Genomic DNA, 19,411 nt, shown 5'->3' with positions numbered 1-19,411 from the left:
GCCGGGGCCGGGTTCTGAGAAACATCACTGCCCGGCCGTTCCTCGGGAAACGGCCGGGCAGTCTGTGTGGACCGGAGGTCAGGCGAGCCGGGTGCGTTGTCGGCGGACGAGATACCAGCCGGCAAGGGTGACGAGCACCAACAGGGCGATCCCGCCGACCGCGTAGACCAACCAGTTCGGCCCGGCGGAGTTCGCGACCACCATCGGCGCCGCGACGGGCAGGCTGATCTTCCCGGTCGCCGTGCGTTCGACGATGCCGCTGGCCAGCTTCGCGCGCACGTCCCAGGTCCCCGCGGGCAGGGCCTGGTTGACCTCGATCTGGACCTGGCCGCTCTGGCCGGGCAGGATCGTCACGCCGTTGGTCACCTTGAACGGGCCGGCCTGGACCGCCGCCCTGGTCAGCGACAGGGTGCCGGTCATGTCCAGCGCGCGCTCGCCGGTGTTGGTGACCTTCGCGGTGATCACCGGAAACTCACCGGGTCCGGGTTCCGCGGCCAGCCCGTCGATGCGGAAGTCCGTCGGCGGCTCGCCACCCGGACCGATGTCGAGGTAGACCCGGATGCCCACCCGGTGGATCTGGGTGATGTTGCCGGTGCGCTCCTTCGCGCTGGTGACCTGGGCCCAGATCGCCCCGTACCGCTCACCCTTCGACGCCTTCCTCGGCACGGCGATCTCGACCTCGACCGGCCGTCGCTCGCCCGGGTCCAGCTCGATCCCGGAGGTCTTCAGCCGGATCCAACCGCTGAGTTCGTTGCCCGCGCGTCCCTCGGGAACGGTGAAGGCGTTGTTCTCGACCGATGCCGCCCCGGAATAGAAATCGATCTTCTGTGACTCGCCGGAGGTGTTTTCCACCTCGACCCGACGGTTGATCGTCGCCCCGGGCTTCAGGTGATCCACGATGTAGACCTGGGCCCGGGGATCCTGCACCCTGCTGGCGGGGATGTCCAGCATGCGGATGCTGATGGCGGCGTCCTCGGCGGGCTCCTGTCGCTGCTCCCGCACGGCAGCGGCTGGTGCCGCCGAAACCCCGAGCGCCACGAGGGCGACCGAGGCCAGCAGCACCAGCCGGCCGAGCGGGTCAGAACACCGAATGTGTCACCGTCCCCGTGTAGACACCTTGGACGGTGCCGACGGGCACGTTCACCACCAGTGTGGGGTTCCAGGTGGCGAAGTTGTTTCCCGTGCCGCCGGTGTGGCTCATCGCCGTCCGGGGGACGTTGACGATCACCTGCTGGGCGGCGGTGGGCTGACCCGGCGTGAAGGTGCCGCCGCCGGCGGTCGCCGTGGCGGGGCCGGACCAGTACAGGACGTTGATGTTGGGGATCGTCTCCCCGGAGCTGCCGCCGCCGGTGACGAAGTCGGTGGAGGTGACGTTGGCGGTCCAGTTGGGGGTGAGCGCTCCACGCTGGTCCAGCACGGTGACCGGGCCGAGTTGACCGGAGATGGTCGTGCCCTCCACCCCGTTGCCGATGTTCGCGGTCGCCGGCACCGTGATCGAGAGACCACCGGCGGCGTCGACGGTGAGGGTCACGACCGTGTCGCCCGTCGTGTCCGCGGCGGCCGGCCCGGCGAGCGCGACGACGGCGGCAACGCCGGCCAAGCCCGCGAGAAACTTTCTACGCATCAAGTCTCCTTGTGTCCTGAATAACCCATGGGAAGCAGTTCGAGCGTAACTACGCAAAAGCCCCATCAGGGGCTGAATGACGCAGGGTCACTCCGGCAGGCGGAGTCGATGCCCGAGCGGGTCATCTGGGGGTGGACGATCCACTCGCTCTCAGCGAAAGTCGGGGCATCCGAACGTTCCGGATACCCCGACTTCTCGGTGAGCGACGGCTCGTGTGCGGCTCGCGGATCTCCCGTCAGGCCGGGACCACGTAGGGGAAGGAGGCGGCACGGGCCGCCTTGGTGACCTCCGGGGTGAGCCCGGAGGTGGTGCCAGTGTTGAGGATCAGGGAGAACATCACCTCGGGCGCGTTGTCCGCCATGGTGCGCCCGTTGCGGATCGCGAAGCCGAAGTTCGCGGCCGTGCCGACCTTGTACGACAGCATGTCGGGGTAGAGCTGTCGGGCGACGCTCCAGCCGTACGCCTGGGGGTCCGGTGCGGTGCCGTTCGCCGCGACGACACCCGCGACGGCGTTGGCGATCTCCTCGCCGTCCTCGGTGAGGTCTTGACTGGGGTGGCGGAAGTTGGCGGGATTCGAGAAGTCGGTGTCGTGCGGCCAGAAGATCGGCCACATCATGGGGTGGCCGGCGCGGTTGATCTGGCGCCAGCCACCGGCATCGGTGGCCAGCAGCGTGCGACACCACACGCCGATCTCGGTGCCGTCGCGCAGCAACGGCTCGTCATGGGAGACCTCAAGGACTATCGACTCCACTGTCGTGCCCGCGAAGCTGTTCTTGGCCTGGTCGACGCGCCACGCTGAGCGGTCCACCATCGACCCGTCCTTCACCGCGCCGTTGATGGTGGCGAGTTCGTCGAGATCGATGAAGAACGGGTCGGCGATCCGCCCGGCCCAGATCCGGACGTTGCCGCCGGTCGTCACCTCGCCGGTGCGCCCCTCCGCGATGGGAGTGCCCATCGCGGCGTCGTCGCGGGCGTCCGCCCCGGTCAGCTCGTACAGCTGGAAGGTCTGCCTGTTGTCACCGTCGAGCTCGCCGAAGGCGAACCGGTAGGTCAGATCCTCCATCTCGGCGCCGTTGACATGGATCTTGATCTCGTAACGGCCCTCGGCGTGGAAGCCGCGCTTGATGTCGGCCTTGGTCACCGAGCTGTTGACGTCCATCACGAACACCGTGGCGCGGTTGCCGTCGAAGACGTACAGGTCGTCGATGTAGAGCTGGCCGCCCTGGGCGGCGAGGGGGGTGTCGAGGTGGTGCGACATGAGTTCACTCCCGGAGCGGCCGAATATCTGGATTAATCCGAACATAGCGGGCAGGAGACACCCTGCCGCGCCATCGGCTGAATCCGGAGTCGCCCGGGTTGGGGCCCGCACGGCGGCGGGCCGCCCGAAGCTGTGCTCGGACGGCCCACTCGTCGGTGCTGGTGTCGTCAGACGCGAGACCACTTCTGGTTGGCGGCGCCGAGGCAGTCCCAGAGGTGCAGCTTGCCGCCGTTGTTGGGGTTGGCTTCCCGCACGTCCACGCACTTGTTGGCGTTGAGGTTGACCAGGTCGCCGGCAGCGTTGGGGGTGAAGCGCTGCGCGGGATTGCCGTTGCACGTGACCAGGTTGACCTCGGTGCCGTTGGCGGTGCCGGCCCAGGCGGGGTCCATGCACTTGCCCATCGCGCGGATGGTCCCGTCCGAGGCGAAGGTCCAGGCCTGCGCGGCGGTGGTGTTGCAGTCCCAGATCTGGAGCTTCGCGCCGTCGACCGGATTGGCGCTGGGGATGTCGATGCAGCGGCCGCTCTGCGCCCCGCGGATCCGGCTGGTGCCGGGAGTCGGGTTGCCGCCACCGTCGGAGGTGTAGCTGGACACTCGGACGTAGTCGACGAGCATCTGCTGCGGGAACTGCGTGGAGCCGTCCGGGTAGCCGGGCCAGTTACCGCCGACCGCCACGTTGAGGATCATGAAGAAGGGGTGGTCGAACGCCCAGCGGTTGCCGCCGAGTCGGGCGGGGTCGACCCGGTGGTACTGCACCCCGTCCAGGTACCAGGTGATCACGTTCGGCTCCCAGTCGACCCGGTAGGTGTGGAAGTCGTCGGCGAGCGGTGCCCCGACGGTGCGGCTGCCGGTGATGCCGCCGCCGCCCGAGTAGCCGGGTCCGTGCACCGTGCCGTACACGGTGTTGGGCTCCCGGCCGATGTTCTCCATGATGTCGATCTCGCCGGCGTCGGGCCAGCCGCCGCCGGTGCCGAGCATCCAGAACGCGGGCCAGATGCCCTGACCGCGCGGGATCTTGATCCGCGCCTCGAACCGACCGTACGTCTGGGTGAAGGTGGCCGCCGACAGGAGTCGGGCCGACGTGTACTCACAGCGCCCGTAGTGGCACTGGTAGTTGCCGGGGTTGTCCCGGCGGGCCGTGATGACGAGGTTGCCCTGGCCGTCGTGGACGGCGTTGCTGGTGCTGTTCGTGTAGTACTGCCGCTCGTTGTTGCCCCAGCCGCTGCCGCCGATGTCGAACCGCCACTTGTTCTGGTCGACAGGCGTGCCGGCGGGGGAGTTGAACTCGTCCTGCCAGCTGATCGGGCCGATGGCGGCCTCGGCCCGGTCGGGATGCGGCGGGACGACTAGCGCCGCGGCGGTCGCGACGAGGGCGGCCGCCATGAGTACGAGAGGGCGGAAACGGAGTCTGGGGCGGGCTGTGAACACGGGAGGCTCCTCAGCGAGGGGGTAGCGGAGGCTGCGTGGCGGAGAGGCGGAGAGCGCTCTCTAGAATGAAGCATGTCGATATCATGACCTTCTGTCAAGACTGTTTCCAATATGCCAACCGTCCGTTACCGCCCGATGCTGCGCAGTGATCGGTGGAGTACCGGTGGGCGACCGGATCACCAGGTCGATCGATGTCTCCGAGGTGGACGGCAGTCGCCGCATCGAAGCAGGTCGCCGCGGTCGAGTACTACTCGATAGCGGTCGAATCGACCCTTCCTATTGCCGTGAGGCGTCCACCCGGGACAGGATGGCGAGGCGAGCGGGAAACCTCCCCGTAACCTGCGCGCTGCTGGTCTCTGTCACAAGGAAGTGGGAGTCAGTCATGAGCGACGCGTCGACGGCGCTGGGTGTGCGCCTCTACCCGGATCTGGTCGAGCGGGGTGGCCTGGCCCCCGCGCTCATCGAAACCGCTGCCCGTCATGGGCTCGATCTCGGCCGGGTCACCGCCCCCGAGCAGGGGCGGAGCCGGTTCACCTGCGCCGAGCTGCACTCCGAGCAGGGCGTGGTCTGCGTGAAGCTGGGTTCGCAGGCCCGATATTTCATGATCGATCTGCGGGTCTCGGGCGAAGTCCTCGCGCGCGGCGACGTCATGGACCTGTTGCAGGTCGCCAAGGTGGCGGCGGCCTGGCAGGCCGGGATGACGATCGCCGAGCTCACCGCCCAGTTCCCGTTCATGGAGGAGATCAAGCACCGCCCGGCGCCCGTGGCCCAGGTCAGCTAGCGCGCCGTCGGTCAGGTCAACACCGCAGCCGGGGCGGCAGAGCAGCCTCGACGCCGACCTCACGGTTCAGCCAGGTCGACTGGACGAAGGCGACGAAGCGTTCCGCGTCGGTCGCGGTGGAGGCCAGTCCGAACGAGACGCGGACCGCGCCGCCCGTCGGCAGCCGCAACGCGGCGAGATACTGGTCGATCGTGTCGACCCGCGCCAACAACCGCCGCCGCAGCGACTCCCTCCTGATGCCGAACGCGCCCTCACCCGCGCCCGGGTTGCAGAAACAGCCGGTACGCAGGGAAAAGCCGGCCGCTGCGGCTTCCCGTGCGACCAACCGCTCGTCGACCAGCGTGCCGTCCGGATGGCGGAGGTTGAAGGTCACCGTCGCGCCGCGCGCCGCACCCGTCGTCGGCCCGTACACCTGGACCAGCGGCCCACCGGTGTCGTGCCGCAGGGTGACCAGCCGCTCCAGCAACCATTCGGTGAGCAGGCCGACGCGGGTGTGCACGAGATCGACGCCGATCGAGTCGAGCCAGCGCAGCCCGAACTCCACGTCCGGGATGCTCAGGAAGTTGAGCGTGCCGTCCTCGAACGCAGACTCGTCATCCATCGACCGGTGCCAGTCGCCCTGCACGCTGACCGCGCGGATCGTGCCGCCGGCGAACCACGGCCGGCGCAGCCGGGCCAGCGCATCGCGCCGGGCCAGCAGCGCGCCGACCCCGGTGGGATAGCCGAAGAGCTTGTACCAGCTCAGACACACGAAATCCGGCCGGACGACGCTGAGGTCCAACCGGTTCGTCGGCGCGAAGGCGGCGGCGTCGAGCAGCACGTCGTACCCGTGCTGGTGGGCCAACTCCACCCAGCTCAGCGGGTGCTGCACGCCGGAGAAGTTGCTCTGCGCCGGATAGGCGAACAACCCCCGGCGGCCCGGACGACCCCACCGTCCGGCCAGCCCGCGCGGACCGGCGTCGAGCACCCTGGTCAGATCCGATTCGGCGACCCGCAGCTCCGGCCCGCTCAGCGGTACGTAACGCACGGCCCCGCCGGCCGCCCGGGCGTACTCCCGGATGCCGTTGACCGAGTTGTGGTTGTCCCAGGTCAGCACCAGCGACGAGGCCCGGCCGAAGTCGTACGCTTCGCCGACCAGCCGGCAGGCGCCGCTGGCGTTCGGGGTGAAGACGACCGCGTACTCGGCCGGGTCGGCGTGGAAGAAGTCGAGCACCGCGCGTCGGGCCGAGTCCACCAGGGAACCTGCCGCCGCGCTGGTGGGGTTCTCCGAGTGGGGATTGCTGTACAGCCCGGCGAGCAGCCGATCGTGGTGTTGGCGTACCTGGGCCTGTGCCGCCACCCCGGCCCCGGCGTAGTCGAGATACACCTGCCCGTCCGTGTCCAGGTGGCGGTACTCGGTGGCGCGCAGCTCGTCGATCCGCCCGGTGGCGGCATATCCCGGCAAGGCGGTCGGGGAGGTGCGCGGCGGCTCAGGTCGTTCCACGGGAGTCCCGTCGTGCCAGCACCGCCCAGGTGGCGCACAGGAAGAGCAGCACGAAACCGCCGAGCACCAGCCAGTTGACCCACACCGGCCGGGAGAAGCTGTCACCGTACGTGGCGAGCAGCGGCGGGCCGAGCGGGGAACCACCGTTACGCCAGAGCTGCTCCACCCCGGCGGTGTGCCCAAGGGCCTCGAACGCCCACCGGTTCGACATCGCGTGGCTGAGCCACTGACCGCCGGTCGCCATGGCGGGCACCGGCAGGATCGCGCCGACGAACAGCACCTGCGGGAAGCAGAGCATCGGCAGCATGAGCGTCGCCTGGGCCGCGTCGGAGACGGCCGCGGAGCACAGCAGGCCGAGGGCGAGCGCCGCCGCCGAGGAGAGCAGCAGGGTCGCGTACAGGGCGGCGAAGTCCCGGCCGCCGACCGGTGGCAGCCGGTCGATGCCGCGCAACACCCCGAGCAAGGCCAGGTCCACCAGGGCCAGCAGCGGAAGCAGCACAGCGACCTTCCCCATCAGGTACGGCGCCAGCCGGACGCCCGCCAGCCGCTCGCGGCGCAGGATCGGCAACTCGGTGCAGATTTGCAGCAGCCCGTAGGTCAGCCCGAAGAAGAAGCCGCCGAACGCGATCCAGAACAGGATCATCACGGTCACCGTCGGGCTCGGCCGGGTCGGGTCGAACGCACCTGGCCGGAACAGCAGCGCGAACATGCCGAGCACCATCAGCGGCGAACCGAGCAGGATCGCCAGGGTCAGCCGGTTGCGGACGACGATCTCCGCGTTGCGCGTGGTGAGGACGGCCCACTGACGCAACCGGCCGACCCGCCGGGGCGCTGGCGCGGAAACGTCGCACTGGTCGGTCGCGCGGACCGGCGGGCCGGCGTCGCGCTGAGCGGCGAAACGGTGGGGCCAGGCGGCCGGGTCGGGTTCCTCGTCGAGGCGCAGATGCACCTCCGCGAGGGACCGCAGGCCGAAGAACTCCCGGGCGGCGGGAGGTGTGCCGGTGAACGCCAGGCGGCCCTGGCGGGTCAGCACCACGACCCGGTCGCAGTGGTCCACGTCGGTGATCTGGTGGGTGGTGAGCACGACTGTGGTCCCCGCGTCGGCGAGGGTGCGCAGCACCCGGAGCAACTCCACGGCGATCGCCGGGTCCAGCCCGGAGGTGGGCTCGTCCAGGAAGAACACCCCGGGCCGGTCGAGCAGCTCGACGGCGATGCTGGCGCGCTTGCGCTCACCGCCGCTGAGCCGGCCCACCGGCACCGCGGCCCGCTCGGCGAGCCGCAGTTCGGCGAGCACCTCGGCGACCCGGTCGCTGATCTCGGTCGGCCCGGTCCCGGATGGGAGGCGTAGCCGGGCCGCGTACCGCAGGGTCCGGGCCAGTGGCAGCTCGCGGTGGATGATGTCGTCCTGGGGCACGAAGCCGATCGCGTGGACCGCGTCGGCCCCGTCGTGTGCCACGGTGCCCGTCGTCGGCCGTCGTACCCGGGCGAGCGTCTCCAGCAGGGTGGTCTTGCCGGCGCCGCTCACGCCGATGACGGCGACGACCTCGCCGGGCTGGATGGTCAGCGAGATGTCGTCGAGGATGCGGCGGCCGCCTGGGACGGTGCGGCCGAGACCGGTGGCCGTGATGCCGACGCCGGTACGCGGGGGAGACGTGGTCTGCTCGGTCGTCATGTCGGGTGCCCGATCCGGTCGGTGGGTGGTCCGCCTGAATATCGTGCCTCGCCGATGCTACGTCCGGTGTGGACCGTGCCGGCCCCGCCAGCTCAGTCGATGGTGATGGCCCACCACCTCGCGCCGGTGGGTGGGTCACCGGTCGCCGTCACGTCGACCCCGAGGTCTCGGCTAGGTCGCCGAGATCTCGGCGAAGAACTGCCGCAGGGTGTCGGCGACCAGAGCTGGTGCCGTCATCGTCGCGAAGTGTGACTGGCCCGGCCAGACGACGTGGCGCGCGGCCGGAATCGTGGCCGCGAGGGTGTGCGTCGTCGTGGGCATCGGCTCCCACGTGTCGGCGCCGGACAGCACGAGAGTCGGCACGGTGATCGAGGACCACCGGGCGATGTCCGTGCTGTCCCCGGCGAGGGCCTCGAGATCGTGCAGCCAACCGATCGCCGACCGCCGCGCCTCGACCGGGTCGGGCGTCCGGTCGCCGGCCGCAGCGGCGAAGGCGGCGACGACCTCAGCCGGAACCCGTGTCACGCCGTTCAACGCCGCTGCCATCGCCCCGGCGTCGTCGCGCTCGAAGGCTGCACGGTACGCGTCGAGCAGGGGTGCGACCTCCGCTCCGGCCGCGAAGAGCGGCGGCTCGAAGACGGCCAGCGAGCGTACGTCGCGCGGATCGGCCGAGGCGGTGTGCAACGCCACTGTCGCTCCGTAGGACGCTCCGACGAGATGGACCGGCTTGCCGGAGGGCTGGCGGGCCGCCGCGATGACGGCGGTCAGGTCGGCGGTCTCCTCCGCGAAGGACTTGGGGCCGGGCGGGACGTCGCTGGGACCGTAGCCGCGCCGGGCCGGCATCCACACCTCGTGGTCGTGGGCCAGGTCGTCCGCGACAGTGGCCCAGGAGTGCAGCCCGCCGCCCGAGCCGTGCACGAGGACGACGGGGTCGCCGGCACCCAGACGCCGGACCACCAGGCGGGTCCCGTCGGCCGACTCGACATGGTGATCGTGACTGGTCACTGTTGCTCCCGCGTTCCGGTCGGCCAGTTGCTCACTGTGGTGTGCACCGCGTCGAGGATCGAGTGCCAGGACGCGTCGACGGCGCGGGGATGCCCGAAGCCGTCCGCCGACTCGAGACTCACGAAACCGTGCAGGGTGCTGCGGACGAATCGCAACGCGTCGGTCAGAGCGGGCTCGTCGAGCCCGTAACCGCGCAGCATCGCGTAACTCAGCTCGATGAGGCGCAGGTGCCCCGTCGAACTCGTGCCGACCTCGGCCGGCAACGGGAGCTGGGTCGCGGCGTACTGCCCCGGGTGCGTGACGGCGAACGCGCGCCAGGCGTCGGCGAACCCGACGAGGGCCTGGTGGCCCGCCCGGCCAGCCACGGCGATCGCGAGTGCGTCGGCGAACCCGGCCGCCGCGCGGATCGCGACCTGCTCGATCAACGCGTCCCGGCTGCGGACGTGCACGTACAGGGCGGCGTCCGAGACGCCGAAATGCCGGGCGACGGCCGCGACGGTCAACCGGGACAGGCCGACCGAGTCCGCCAGCTCGGCTGCGGCGGCCGCGACGCGCGCGCTGGTCAGTCCCTGCCGTGGCATGCCGTTCCTTTGGCTGGCTAGGAAGTAACTTAGGGTACCTAAGATAGCACCGCCGCCAACCCGGTTGCCGATTCCAGCGGCATGAACGGCGCAGTCGGGGGAAGACCGGCCTTCCGCTGCCGAACAGGAGTGCCGGGATGAGAGCCGTCGTCTACACGGGCGTCCGGACCGTCGCCGTGCGGGAGGTGCCCGACGCGACGCTGGAGGCGGAGACCGACGCGGTCGTGCGGATCACCTCCGCCGCCCTCTGCGGCACCGACCTGCACATGTACGACGGACGGACCAGCGCCGAGCCCGGCCTCGTGCTGGGTCACGAACCGTTGGGTGTGGTGCAGGAGGTCGGCAGCGCGGTGCAGACCGTCCGGCCGGGCACGCGGGTGGTGATCCCCACGCACCTGTTCTGCGGGACGTGCGTGATGTGCGCGCGAGGGCTCTCGGCAGCCTGTCTGCGGGCCCGTGCCGAGGGGCCGGGCGCGGCGTACGGCTACGCCGGAATGGGTCCGTACCGGGGCGCACAGGCCGACCTGCTGCGCGTGCCGTGGGCCGACGCCAACTGCGTACCCGTGCCCGGGGACCCGGGGGACGCGTACGAGGACGACTTCGTGCTGCTCGCCGACGCGTTCGTCACCGGGTGGCACGCCGCGGCCACCCTCGCCGGGGTCGAGCCGGGTGACACGGTGGCCGTGTTCGGCGCCGGCACCATCGGTTTGCTGAGCGCGTACTCGGCGCTGCTCCGGGGTGCCCGGGTCGTGTACTGCGTCGACGGTGTCGACGCCCGGCTCGACAAGGCCGGCGAGATGGGCGCCGTGCCGATCGACTTCCGCCGGGGCGACCCGGTCGAGCAGATCCGCGCCGACCGGGCCCGGACCGGGCTGCCGCTCGGCGAGGAGAAGCTGGGCGGGGTGGACAAGGTCATCGACGCGGTCGGGTTCCAGGCCCGTGACCGGGAGCACCCCGAGCGGGAGCGTCCGAACCAGGTCATCGCCGACGCGGCCCGACTGGTCAATGCCGCTGGCGCGATCGCGGTCGCCGGTGTGTACCCGGACCGGGACCCACACCCGGGCCCTGGCGCGGACGGTCACGAGAACCTGGTCGCGCCGTGGGGAGCGCTGTTCAGCAAGGGAGTGGCGGTCCGGTTCGGTCGCACCCACGACCGCCGCTACACCGTCCTGCTGCGGGACCTGGTCGTTGCGGGCCGAGCGCGGCCCAGCATGATCGTCACCCACCACGGCACCCTTGACGACGCTCCCGATTTCTATCGCAGCTTCGACCGCCGAGAGAACGGCGTGATCAAGGCGGTGCTGCGCCCGAGCTGACCGGTCGGATCGCGGTCGACGGCCGCGAATCGGCCTTAATGGGCGTTAAGGCGCGGATCCCTCTCCTGGTGGCGGGCGTGTCACGGCGACCGTCGTCGATCCGGGCCATCCGTAGAGGCGTGGGTCACACCGTTGGTCGAGGGTCGCCGTGGCGGCTCCGAGGAGGCGTCGGCGTCGCGGTCCGATCAAGATCTTTCGATGGTGGCGGGCGCGCGGGTGGGTCGTTGTTTGTCCGGCCGCTGTGGATCACCCCTGGTGGTGGGGCTTGTCAAGGGCGGCTGGAGCCAACGGCGGCGTCGCTGCCATTTGACAACGTTGCCACCGGCGCGCGAGGGTGCCCGGAGTGACTGCGGGGGCGGCTGTGACGGGCGAAGACAGTGTGACGTCTATATTGCCGGATTGTTACATTTTCAACAGGCCCTCGCCTTGCGGATGACCCTCTGGCCGCAATACGTTGCCGTCAACAACAAAACCAAGTGAAGGTTCAACCTTCCGGAGGCAACCGATGACGTTGGCGAGGTGGTACGAGCGATGAGCGACGTGCCCATCCTCCTTGAGATGCGCTCCATCACCAAGGAGTTCCCTGGAGTCAAGGCCCTCTCCGACGTCAACCTGGTGGTTCGCGCCGGCGAGATCCATGCCATCTGCGGCGAGAACGGCGCGGGCAAGTCCACCCTGATGAAGGTGCTCAGTGGGGTCTACCCGCACGGCACCTACGACGGCCAGATCATCTACCAGGGGTCGGAGAGCAAGTTCTCCGACATCCGGGCCAGTGAGAACGCCGGCATCGTGATCATCCACCAGGAGCTCGCGCTCATTCCCGGAATGTCGATCGCCGAGAACATCTTCCTCGGCAACGAACCGCGCAAGCGGGGCGCGATCGACTGGAAGGCCGCGAACCGGATGGCGCTGGACCTGATGGCCCGGGTCGGTCTGCAAGAGGACCCGGACACCCTGATCAAGGACATCGGGGTCGGCAAGCAGCAGCTCGTGGAGATCGCCAAGGCGTTCGCCAAGGACGTGAAGCTGCTCATCCTGGACGAGCCCACCGCGGCGCTGAACGAGGCCGACTCCAAGCACCTGCTGGACCTGCTGCGTGGGTTCCGCTCCCGCGGCATCACCTCGATCATGATCTCGCACAAGCTCAACGAGATCGAGGCGATCGCGGACCAGATCACCATCCTGCGCGACGGCCGGACCGTGGAGACCCTCGACGTCAAGGCGGACGGGGTCGACGAGGACCGGATCGTGCGGGGCATGGTCGGCCGAGAGCTGAGCAGTCGGTTCCCGGACCACACGCCGAAGATCGGCGAGGTCTTCTTCGAGGTTCGCAACTGGAACGTCCGGCACCCGATCTCCGCCGACCGGCAGGTCTGCAAGAACGAGAGCTTCGTGGTGCGCCGCGGCGAGATCGTCGGCTTCGCCGGTCTGATGGGCGCGGGCCGTACCGAACTCGCTATGAGCATCTTCGGCCGCTCGTACGGGGTGTTCGAGTCGGGCACCATCATCAAGGACGGCAAGGAGATCGTCCTGAAGTCGGTCGCGGACGCGATCGACAACGGGCTCGCGTACGTCAGCGAGGACCGCAAGGCGATCGGCCTCAACCTGCTCGACGACATCAAGGCCTCGACGGTGGCGGCCAAGCTGTCCAAGATTTCGCACCGCGGCGTCCTGAGCGAGGTCGAGGAATACCAGGCGGCCGAGTCGTACCGCAAGGAGTTGCGGACCAAGGCCCCGACGGTCGACGAGAGCGTCTCCAAGCTCTCCGGCGGCAACCAGCAGAAGGTCGTCCTGGCGAAGTGGATGTTCACCGACCCGGACCTGCTGATCCTCGACGAGCCGACACGCGGCATCGACGTGGGTGCCAAGTACGAGATCTACGGCATCATCCAGCGGCTCGCCGACCAGGGGAAGGGCGTCATCGTCATCTCCTCGGAGCTGCCTGAGCTGATCGGGCTGTGCGACCGCATCTACACCGTGTTCGAAGGTGCCATCACGGGCGAGATCGCCCGGGCGGACGCCACCCCGGAAAACCTCATGAAGCAGATGACCTCGACGAAGAAGATGGCCACACGATGAGCCGATTGAAGGACCTTCAGAAGAACCTGTTCGGAGGCACCACCTCCAACGCTCGACAGTTCGGAATGATCTTCACCCTGGTGGCGATCGTCGTCCTGTTCCAGATCCTGACCGATGGCCTCACCCTGCGGTCGGACAACCTGATCGCGCTGTTCCAGCAGAATTCCTACATTCTGATCCTGGCCATCGGCATGCTCATGGTGATCGTCGCCGGGCACATCGACCTGTCGGTCGGCTCCGTCGCCGCCTTCGCGGGCATCCTGGTCGCCAAGTCGATGACCGAGTGGGATCTGCCCTGGCCCGCCGCCATCCTGTTCGGCCTCGCGATCGGCGCGGTGATCGGCGCCTGGCAGGGCTTCTGGGTGGCCTACATCGGGGTGCCGGCGTTCATCGTCACCCTGGCGGGCATGCTGCTGTTCCGCGGCGGCAACCAGTTCATCGGTAACGCGAGCACCGTCCCGGTGCCGGAGGGCTTCCGGGAAATCGGCTCCGGCTTCCTTCCGGAGTTCGGTCCGAACACCGGCTACAACAACGCCACGCTGCTGCTCGGTCTGGTCGCGGCGGTGGCGGTGGTGTGGCGCGAGATCCAGGCCCGCAAGACCCGACGGGCAATGGACGCCGACCCGGCGCCGATGTGGATCTCCATCCTGCGGATGGCCATCATGGTCGGCGTGATCGCCTTCGCGGCGCTGCGCTTCGCCAGCGGTCGCGTCGGCACCAGCTTCCCGATCTCCGGCATCATCCTGCTGGTCCTGGTGATCGCGTACTCCTTCTACACCCGCAACACTGCCGGTGGTCGGCACATCTACGCGGTGGGCGGCAACTCCCGGGCGGCCGAGCTGTCCGGCGTGAAGCTCAAGCGGGTCAACTTCTTCGTCATGATGAACATGTCCGTCCTGGCCGCACTGGCCGGCATGATCTTCGTGGCCCGTTCGGCGGCCTCCGGTCCGCAGGACGGCAACGGCTGGGAGCTGGACGCCATCGCCGCGGTCTTCATCGGTGGCGCGGCAGTCGCCGGCGGTATCGGCACCATCAGCGGCTCCATCGTCGGTGGTCTCGTCATGGCCGTGCTCAACAACGGCCTCCAGCTCATGGGTGTCGGCACCGACCGCGTCCAGATCATCAAGGGCCTGGTCCTGCTGCTGGCAGTCGCGATCGACGTCTACAACAAGAGCCAGGGGCGCTTCTCGATCGTCGGGAGCCTGATGCGGCCCTTCCGCCGCGACGACTCCGCCCCACCCGCCTCACCGCCGGACGCGGAGCGCGAGCCCGCCAAGGCAGCGGTGTCCGGCTGACGGCCACCGACCTCTCCACCCGCCTCACCATCTAGAAAGGCAAGTCCTCACCATGCGTAAATTCTTCGGCACGTCGGTGGTGGCCATCAGCGCCGCCGCCATGCTGGCCCTCGCCGGCTGCGGCTCCGGCCGTGACGGCGACAGCGACTCCGGCGGCGAGGCCGCCAAGGGCTTCGCGGCGAACTCGCTGATCGGCGTGGCCCTCCCGGCCAAGACCTCGGAGAACTGGGTCCTCGCCGGTGACCTGTTCACCAACGGCCTCAAGGAGGCCGGCTTCCAGGGTGACGTGCAGTACGCCGGCGCGTCGACCACTGTCGCCGACCAGCAGGCTCAGATCACCGCCATGGTCACCAAGGGTGCCAAGGTCATCGTCATCGGCGCGACCGACGCGGCGCAGCTGTCGACCCAGGTCGCGGCGGCCCACCAGGCCGGCGTGAAGGTCATCGCCTACGACCGGCTGATCACCAACACCCCGGACCTCGACTACTACGTCGCGTTCGACAACTTCAAGGTCGGCCAGCTCCAGGGCCAGGCCCTGCTGGAAGGCATGAAGGCCAAGAAGCCGAACGGCCCGTACAACATCGAGCTGTTCTCCGGCTCGCCGGACGACAACAACGCCGGTGTCTTCTTCAACGGCGCGATGGACGTGCTCAAGCCGGAGATCGACAAGGGCAACGTGGTCGTCGCCTCGGGTCAGAAGGACGTCAAGCAGACCGCCATCCAGGGCTGGAAGGCCGAGGGTGCGCAGGCCCGCATGGACCAGCTGCTGACCTCGACCTACGGCAACAAGGAGCTGGACGGCGTCCTCTCCCCGAACGACACGCTGGCCCGCGCCATCCTGACCTCGGTCAAGGGTGCTGGCAAGCCGACCCCGGTCGTCACCGGTCAGGACTCCGAGGTTGAGTCGGTCAAGTCGATCGTCGCTGGCGAGCAGTACATGACGATCAATAAGGACACCCGCAACCTGGTGAAGGAGACCATCAACATGGTCAAGGCTCTCCAGGCCGGTAACGCCCCGCAGGTGAACGACACCAAGTCCTACAACAACGGCAGCAAGGTCGTCGACACGTACCTGCTCCCGCCGGTCGCCGTCACCAAGGCGAACGCGGCTGAGGCGTACGCCAACGACCCGAAGCTCGCGCCGCTCACCAAGTAATCACCGCACGGTAGGCAGCAACGCCGATGGGTCCCGGATCTCCTCTTCCGGGACCCATCGTCGTCCTGACAGCCCCGCACCACCCGGCACCGACCCGGAAGGAGGTCTGACCGTGGCGTCACCCGTCCGGTCCAGGCCAGCCGGCGTCGGCCGCAACACCGACTCCCCGCTGCCGTCCGTCCCCGGCGCCAGCCAGGAGGAGATCCGGCGACAGAACCTCGGCGCCGTGCTGCGCTACGTCCACCTGCACGGGCCGACGTCCCGGGCCGAGCTCACCGGTCGGCTCGGCCTCAACCGCAGCACCATCGGCGCCCTCGCCGCCGATCTGGTGGCCAGCGGACTGGTCACCGAGGAGGCACCCACCACCGCCCGCCGCGCCGGCAGGCCCTCGCTGGTGGTCAGCCCGCGCTCCGACCGGGTCTACGCACACGCCCTGAGCATCGACGCCGACCGGCTGCGCGCCGCCCGGGTCGGTCTCGGTGGGCAGATCCTCGATCTGCGAGAGATCCCTCGACCCGGTGGCATGTCGGCGATCGACGCCGTCGGGCCTCTCGCCGACCTGGTCCGTGACATGGAACGCTCCGTGGCCCCCGACGCGCTGCTGGTCGGCGGCGCGGTCGCGGTCACCGACACCACCCGGGAACCGGACGGCAGGATCCGGATCGCCGGCGTGGACGAGACGCTCGGCACCGCGCTGGCGGCGGAGTTCCGCGCCGGCCCGGGTTTCGTGGCCGGTGACCTGGCCGACATCGCAGGCCTGGCCGAGCACGTACGGGGTGTGGCGGTGGGCATCGACGACGTCATCTACCTGCACGGCGACCGGGGCATCAGTGCCGGCATCATCGTCGGCGGTCGACTGATCATCGGCCACCGTGGCCACAGCGGCAAGGTCGGCCACATGGTCGTCAACCCGAACGGTCTGCCCTGCGGCTGCGGCTCACGCGGCTGCTGGGAGACCGAGATCTCCGAAGCCGCGTTGCTGCGGCACGCGGGCCTGGACCCGAGCGACCGTGGGGCGGTGGCCGAGGTGCTGCGCGCGGCCGCCGAAGGGGACCGGACCGCCCGGGAGGCGGTCGAGCAGGTCGCCGACTGGCTCGGCTTCGGTGTGGCCAACCTGGTCAACGTGGTCAACCCGGACGCCGTGGTGTTCGGTGGAACTCTCCGCGACATCTTCACCGCGGGTGCCGAAGTGGTACGCGATCGACTCGACACCATGCCGCTGCCGGCCTCCCGCGAGCACCTGCGGCTGCGCGCGGCGGCCCTGGGCCGCGACGCCGTCCTGATCGGCGCCGCCGAGTTGGCGTTCGACAAGCTCCTGGCCGACCCGCTCAACGTCGGTGTCGTCGGCCAGGCCGCGAGCACTGAGCCCGCGTAGCCGCGACTGCCCCGTCGGTGAACCGTCAGGGAGCCGGCACCTCCTCCACCACGCTGCTGCCGCTGCCCGGCCGGGACTCCCACGACCAGGTCTCGTGCAGCCGGACCCGACCGTCGGGCAGCACCGACACCTCCGAGACGCAGTGCCCCGAGGACGTCTGACCGTCGGTGTTGAGCTGGACGTACCGGAAGTCCAGTCGGTCGCCCGTACGGGTGCCGACCAGGTGGCCACGTCGGATGGACCCGCCTGCGTACTCGGCCCACACCTCGCCGGCCCGCTCGTGGTACGCGAACACGGTCTGCGTGCCAACCTCGCCGGCCACCACGTCCGCCAAGGCCCGGAACCGCCGACCGTCCAAGGAGATCGTCATCTGCCGAACCTAATCGAGGCAACGTTCCCGTATTCCCTACCGTATGTTGTACGGTAACGGCGGTTGGACGCCTGCGGGAGGGGAGCGCTGTGACGACGAGAGACGACGCGATAGTGGCGGAAGGGCTGCGTAAGCGATATCGGGACCGCTACGCGCTGGACGGCTTCGACCTGCGGGTGCGGCCGGGCACCGTGTGCGGCCTGCTCGGCCCGAACGGGGCCGGCAAGACCACCTCGGTACGGATCCTGTCCACCCTGCTGCGGTTGGACGAGGGCCGCGCCGAGGTCGCCGGGTTCGACGTGACCCGCCAGCCCGACCAGGTCCGCTACCGCATCGGGCTGGTGGGGCAGCATCCCGCGCTCGACGAGGCCCTGAGCGGCCGGCAGAACCTTGTGCTCTTCGGCCGGCTGTTCCACCTGGGTCGCCGCCGGGCCCGGCAGCGGGCGGTCGAGCTGCTGGAACGCTTCGGTCTCGCCGACGCGGCCGAGCAGCCGGTCAGCACGTACTCGGGGGGCATGCGCCGTCGGCTCGACCTGGCCGCCGGCATGATCCTGGCTCCCGCGGTCCTCTTCCTCGACGAACCCACCACCGGGCTGGACCCGCGTGGCCGCAACGAGGTGTGGGAGTCGGTCCGGGAGTTGGTGCGCACCGGCACCACAGTGCTGCTCACCACCCAGCACCTGGACGAGGCCGACCAACTCGCCGACCGGATCTCGGTGGTCGAGGCCGGCCGGGTGATCGCCGAGGGCACCCCGGACGACCTCAAGACCCAGCTCGGCGGCGATCGGATCGAGGTGGTCGTCGCGGCCCCGACCGACCTCGCCGCCGCCGTCGCCCAGGTGCGCCGGGTGGCCGACCGCGAGCCGACGGTCGACGCGGACCGGCGGATGGTGAGCGTCCGAATCGGCCACCAGGCCGGTGCGCTCGTCGACGTGTTGCGGGCGCTCGACGCCGTGAACGTCCCGGTGGCGGACGTCGCGCTGCGCCGTCCCACCCTGGACGACGTGTTCCTGCACCTCACCGGGCACCGGACCCGGACCGCCGAGGAGGTGGCGGCATGAGCGCGACGAGCATGCCGGCCCCGGCGGTGGACCTGACGCCCGGCCGGCCCGCACTCCTGACCGACAGCGGCACCCTGATCTGGCGCGGCCTGGCCCGGTGGCGACGTGATCCCGGCCCGCTGATCGCCTCGCTCGGCTTCAACATCCTGATCGTGCTGATGTTCGCCTACCTGTTCGGTGGCGCGTTGCAGGTGCCCGGCGGCGGCAGCTACCGGGAGTTCCTGATGCCCGGCATGTACGTGATGACCATGGTGTTCGGCATCAGCCTCACCACGATCGCCGTCGCCGAGGACCTGGAGCGCGGGGTGACCGACCGGCTCCGGTCGATGCCCGTCTCACCGCTGGCCCCGCTGGTGGCCCGGGCCGTGGCCGACATGCTGTTCGCCCTGGTCACCCTCGCGGTCCTGCTGTTGACCGGTCTCGCCATCGGGTGGCGTGCGCACGGCGGGGCCGGTGCCACGCTCGCGGCGGTGGGACTGATCCTGCTGCTGCGCTTCGCCCTGATCTGGGTCGGCATCTTCCTCGGCCTGGTCACCCGCGGGCAGACGGCCGTGGTGGCCGTGCAGACCCTGGAGTTTCCGCTCGGCTTCCTCTCCAACGCGTTCGTCGCACCGTCCACCATGCCCGCGTGGCTCGGTGCGGTGGCCGCCTGGAACCCGCTGTCGGCAACCGTCGGCGCGACCCGCGAGCTGTTCGGCAACCCCGGTTGGGGCGGTGACTCGTGGGCGGCGCAGCACTATCCGTGGCTGGCGGTGCTCTGGCCGGTCGTCCTGGTCGCGGTCTTCCTGCCGCTCTCGGTCGCCCGCTACCGGCGACTGGCCGGCTGACCCGCTCGACGAATGCGCCCCCGGTGGTCGACCCACCGGGGGCGCGGTCCGTTGGCGACGGGCCGGAATCCGACTGTGCTGACGGGTGCTCGTCGAGGCCC

At 69.8% G+C, this 19,411-nt stretch carries 17 protein-coding genes; 8 read left to right on the top strand and 9 right to left on the bottom strand.

Features of this window, described 5'->3' with window-relative positions; genetic code table 11:
* Positions 1 to 78: 78 nt before the first annotated feature.
* The 4 genes from KBX34_RS12045 to KBX34_RS12030 all read right to left on the bottom strand — a co-directional run bounded on the left by KBX34_RS12045 (position 79) and on the right by KBX34_RS12030 (position 4,309).
* Positions 79 to 1,002 (bottom strand): hypothetical protein, encoded by a 924-nt coding sequence (locus KBX34_RS12045; RefSeq protein ID WP_157743915.1) that lies wholly within the window; start codon positions 1,000 to 1,002, stop codon positions 79 to 81.
* 76 nt (positions 1,003 to 1,078) lie between these two features.
* Complete coding sequence (locus KBX34_RS12040; RefSeq protein WP_210925000.1) at positions 1,079 to 1,624, bottom strand: hypothetical protein; 546 nt, start codon at positions 1,622 to 1,624, stop codon at positions 1,079 to 1,081.
* 235 nt (positions 1,625 to 1,859) lie between these two features.
* Positions 1,860 to 2,882: a DUF4331 family protein gene (locus KBX34_RS12035; RefSeq protein ID WP_210924998.1), complete on the bottom strand. Its 1,023-nt coding sequence runs from the start codon at positions 2,880 to 2,882 to the stop codon at positions 1,860 to 1,862.
* Positions 2,883 to 3,049: 167 nt separating this feature from the next.
* Positions 3,050 to 4,309 (bottom strand): family 16 glycosylhydrolase, encoded by a 1,260-nt coding sequence (locus tag KBX34_RS12030; RefSeq protein WP_307871379.1) that lies wholly within the window; start codon positions 4,307 to 4,309, stop codon positions 3,050 to 3,052.
* A 382-nt stretch (positions 4,310 to 4,691) separates the two neighbouring features.
* Between KBX34_RS12030 and KBX34_RS12025 the strand changes: the two genes are divergently transcribed.
* Entirely contained in the window at positions 4,692 to 5,090 is a 399-nt protein-coding gene (locus KBX34_RS12025) for a hypothetical protein (RefSeq protein ID WP_099851843.1), read from the top strand.
* 16 nt (positions 5,091 to 5,106) lie between these two features.
* Here KBX34_RS12025 and KBX34_RS12020 read toward each other — a convergent pair whose 3' ends face one another.
* From KBX34_RS12020 to KBX34_RS12005, 4 genes are all read right to left on the bottom strand, one after another.
* Positions 5,107 to 6,573: an aminotransferase class V-fold PLP-dependent enzyme gene (locus KBX34_RS12020; protein WP_210924996.1), complete on the bottom strand. Its 1,467-nt coding sequence runs from the start codon at positions 6,571 to 6,573 to the stop codon at positions 5,107 to 5,109.
* Positions 6,560 to 8,245, bottom strand: coding sequence for an ATP-binding cassette domain-containing protein (locus KBX34_RS12015; RefSeq protein WP_210924994.1), 1,686 nt, complete (start codon positions 8,243 to 8,245; stop codon positions 6,560 to 6,562). Before KBX34_RS12015 ends, KBX34_RS12020 begins: the two co-directional genes overlap by 14 nt.
* A gap of 171 nt (positions 8,246 to 8,416) precedes the next feature.
* The gene (locus KBX34_RS12010; RefSeq protein ID WP_210924992.1) at positions 8,417 to 9,250 is read right to left on the bottom strand and encodes an alpha/beta fold hydrolase; all 834 of its coding nucleotides are present in this window, start codon (positions 9,248 to 9,250) and stop codon (positions 8,417 to 8,419) included.
* On the bottom strand, positions 9,247 to 9,831 hold the full coding sequence (locus tag KBX34_RS12005; protein WP_210924991.1) for a TetR/AcrR family transcriptional regulator: 585 nt from the start codon (positions 9,829 to 9,831) through the stop codon (positions 9,247 to 9,249). Before KBX34_RS12005 ends, KBX34_RS12010 begins: the two co-directional genes overlap by 4 nt.
* Positions 9,832 to 9,968: 137 nt before the next feature.
* On the opposite strand from KBX34_RS12005, the gene KBX34_RS12000 reads away from it, so the two are divergent.
* The 5 genes from KBX34_RS12000 to KBX34_RS11980 all read left to right on the top strand — a co-directional run bounded on the left by KBX34_RS12000 (position 9,969) and on the right by KBX34_RS11980 (position 17,052).
* Complete coding sequence (locus KBX34_RS12000) at positions 9,969 to 11,147, top strand: alcohol dehydrogenase catalytic domain-containing protein (protein ID WP_210924989.1); 1,179 nt, start codon at positions 9,969 to 9,971, stop codon at positions 11,145 to 11,147.
* Between the two features lie 531 nt (positions 11,148 to 11,678).
* Positions 11,679 to 13,226: a multiple monosaccharide ABC transporter ATP-binding protein gene (mmsA, locus tag KBX34_RS11995; RefSeq protein WP_099851851.1), complete on the top strand. Its 1,548-nt coding sequence runs from the start codon at positions 11,679 to 11,681 to the stop codon at positions 13,224 to 13,226.
* Complete coding sequence (mmsB, locus tag KBX34_RS11990) at positions 13,223 to 14,521, top strand: multiple monosaccharide ABC transporter permease (RefSeq protein ID WP_210924988.1); 1,299 nt, start codon at positions 13,223 to 13,225, stop codon at positions 14,519 to 14,521. The genes mmsA and mmsB overlap by 4 nt, the downstream gene beginning before the upstream one ends.
* A 52-nt stretch (positions 14,522 to 14,573) precedes the next feature.
* On the top strand, positions 14,574 to 15,677 hold the full coding sequence (locus KBX34_RS11985) for a sugar-binding protein (RefSeq protein WP_210924987.1): 1,104 nt from the start codon (positions 14,574 to 14,576) through the stop codon (positions 15,675 to 15,677).
* A gap of 169 nt (positions 15,678 to 15,846) precedes the next feature.
* A complete protein-coding gene (locus tag KBX34_RS11980) occupies positions 15,847 to 17,052 on the top strand; it encodes an ROK family transcriptional regulator (RefSeq protein WP_247671735.1) in 1,206 nt (401 codons plus the stop codon).
* A 25-nt stretch (positions 17,053 to 17,077) separates the two neighbouring features.
* Here KBX34_RS11980 and KBX34_RS11975 read toward each other — a convergent pair whose 3' ends face one another.
* Positions 17,078 to 17,422 carry a hypothetical protein gene (locus KBX34_RS11975; RefSeq protein WP_210924986.1) on the bottom strand — a complete coding sequence of 115 codons (345 nt, stop codon included), beginning with the start codon at positions 17,420 to 17,422 and terminating at the stop codon, positions 17,078 to 17,080.
* An 89-nt stretch (positions 17,423 to 17,511) separates the two neighbouring features.
* Here KBX34_RS11975 and KBX34_RS11970 point away from each other — a divergent pair, with 89 nt between their 5' ends.
* Together KBX34_RS11970 and KBX34_RS11965 are read left to right on the top strand one after the other, a co-directional pair.
* Positions 17,512 to 18,483: an ATP-binding cassette domain-containing protein gene (locus KBX34_RS11970; RefSeq protein ID WP_210924985.1), complete on the top strand. Its 972-nt coding sequence runs from the start codon at positions 17,512 to 17,514 to the stop codon at positions 18,481 to 18,483.
* Positions 18,480 to 19,310, top strand: a complete 831-nt coding sequence (locus KBX34_RS11965) for an ABC transporter permease (RefSeq protein ID WP_210924983.1) — start codon at positions 18,480 to 18,482, stop codon at positions 19,308 to 19,310. The genes KBX34_RS11970 and KBX34_RS11965 overlap by 4 nt, the downstream gene beginning before the upstream one ends.
* Positions 19,311 to 19,411: the final 101 nt, after the last annotated feature.

The organism is Micromonospora sp. M61 (genome assembly GCF_018070245.1).
Classification (GTDB): Bacteria; Actinomycetota; Actinomycetes; order Mycobacteriales; family Micromonosporaceae; genus Micromonospora; species Micromonospora zamorensis.
Note: the sequence above shows the minus strand (reverse complement) of the source record. Positions and strands in the feature narration are given on the sequence as shown.

Excerpts from the sequence above, each read along its gene's own strand:
- KBX34_RS12040 (WP_210925000.1), bottom strand. The coding sequence starts at position 1,624 with ATGCGTAGAAAGTTTCTCGCGGGCTTGGCCGGCGTTGCCGCCGTCGTC.
- KBX34_RS12000 (WP_210924989.1), top strand. The coding sequence starts at position 9,969 with ATGAGAGCCGTCGTCTACACGGGCGTCCGGACCGTCGCCGTGCGGGAG.
- mmsB (WP_210924988.1), top strand. The coding sequence starts at position 13,223 with ATGAGCCGATTGAAGGACCTTCAGAAGAACCTGTTCGGAGGCACCACC.
- KBX34_RS12015 (WP_210924994.1), bottom strand. The coding sequence starts at position 8,245 with ATGACGACCGAGCAGACCACGTCTCCCCCGCGTACCGGCGTCGGCATC.
- KBX34_RS11965 (WP_210924983.1), top strand. The coding sequence starts at position 18,480 with ATGAGCGCGACGAGCATGCCGGCCCCGGCGGTGGACCTGACGCCCGGC.
- mmsA (WP_099851851.1), top strand. The coding sequence starts at position 11,679 with ATGAGCGACGTGCCCATCCTCCTTGAGATGCGCTCCATCACCAAGGAG.
- KBX34_RS12025 (WP_099851843.1), top strand. The coding sequence starts at position 4,692 with ATGAGCGACGCGTCGACGGCGCTGGGTGTGCGCCTCTACCCGGATCTG.
- KBX34_RS12035 (WP_210924998.1), bottom strand. The coding sequence starts at position 2,882 with ATGTCGCACCACCTCGACACCCCCCTCGCCGCCCAGGGCGGCCAGCTC.
- KBX34_RS12005 (WP_210924991.1), bottom strand. The coding sequence starts at position 9,831 with ATGCCACGGCAGGGACTGACCAGCGCGCGCGTCGCGGCCGCCGCAGCC.
- KBX34_RS11985 (WP_210924987.1), top strand. The coding sequence starts at position 14,574 with ATGCGTAAATTCTTCGGCACGTCGGTGGTGGCCATCAGCGCCGCCGCC.
- KBX34_RS11975 (WP_210924986.1), bottom strand. The coding sequence starts at position 17,422 with ATGACGATCTCCTTGGACGGTCGGCGGTTCCGGGCCTTGGCGGACGTG.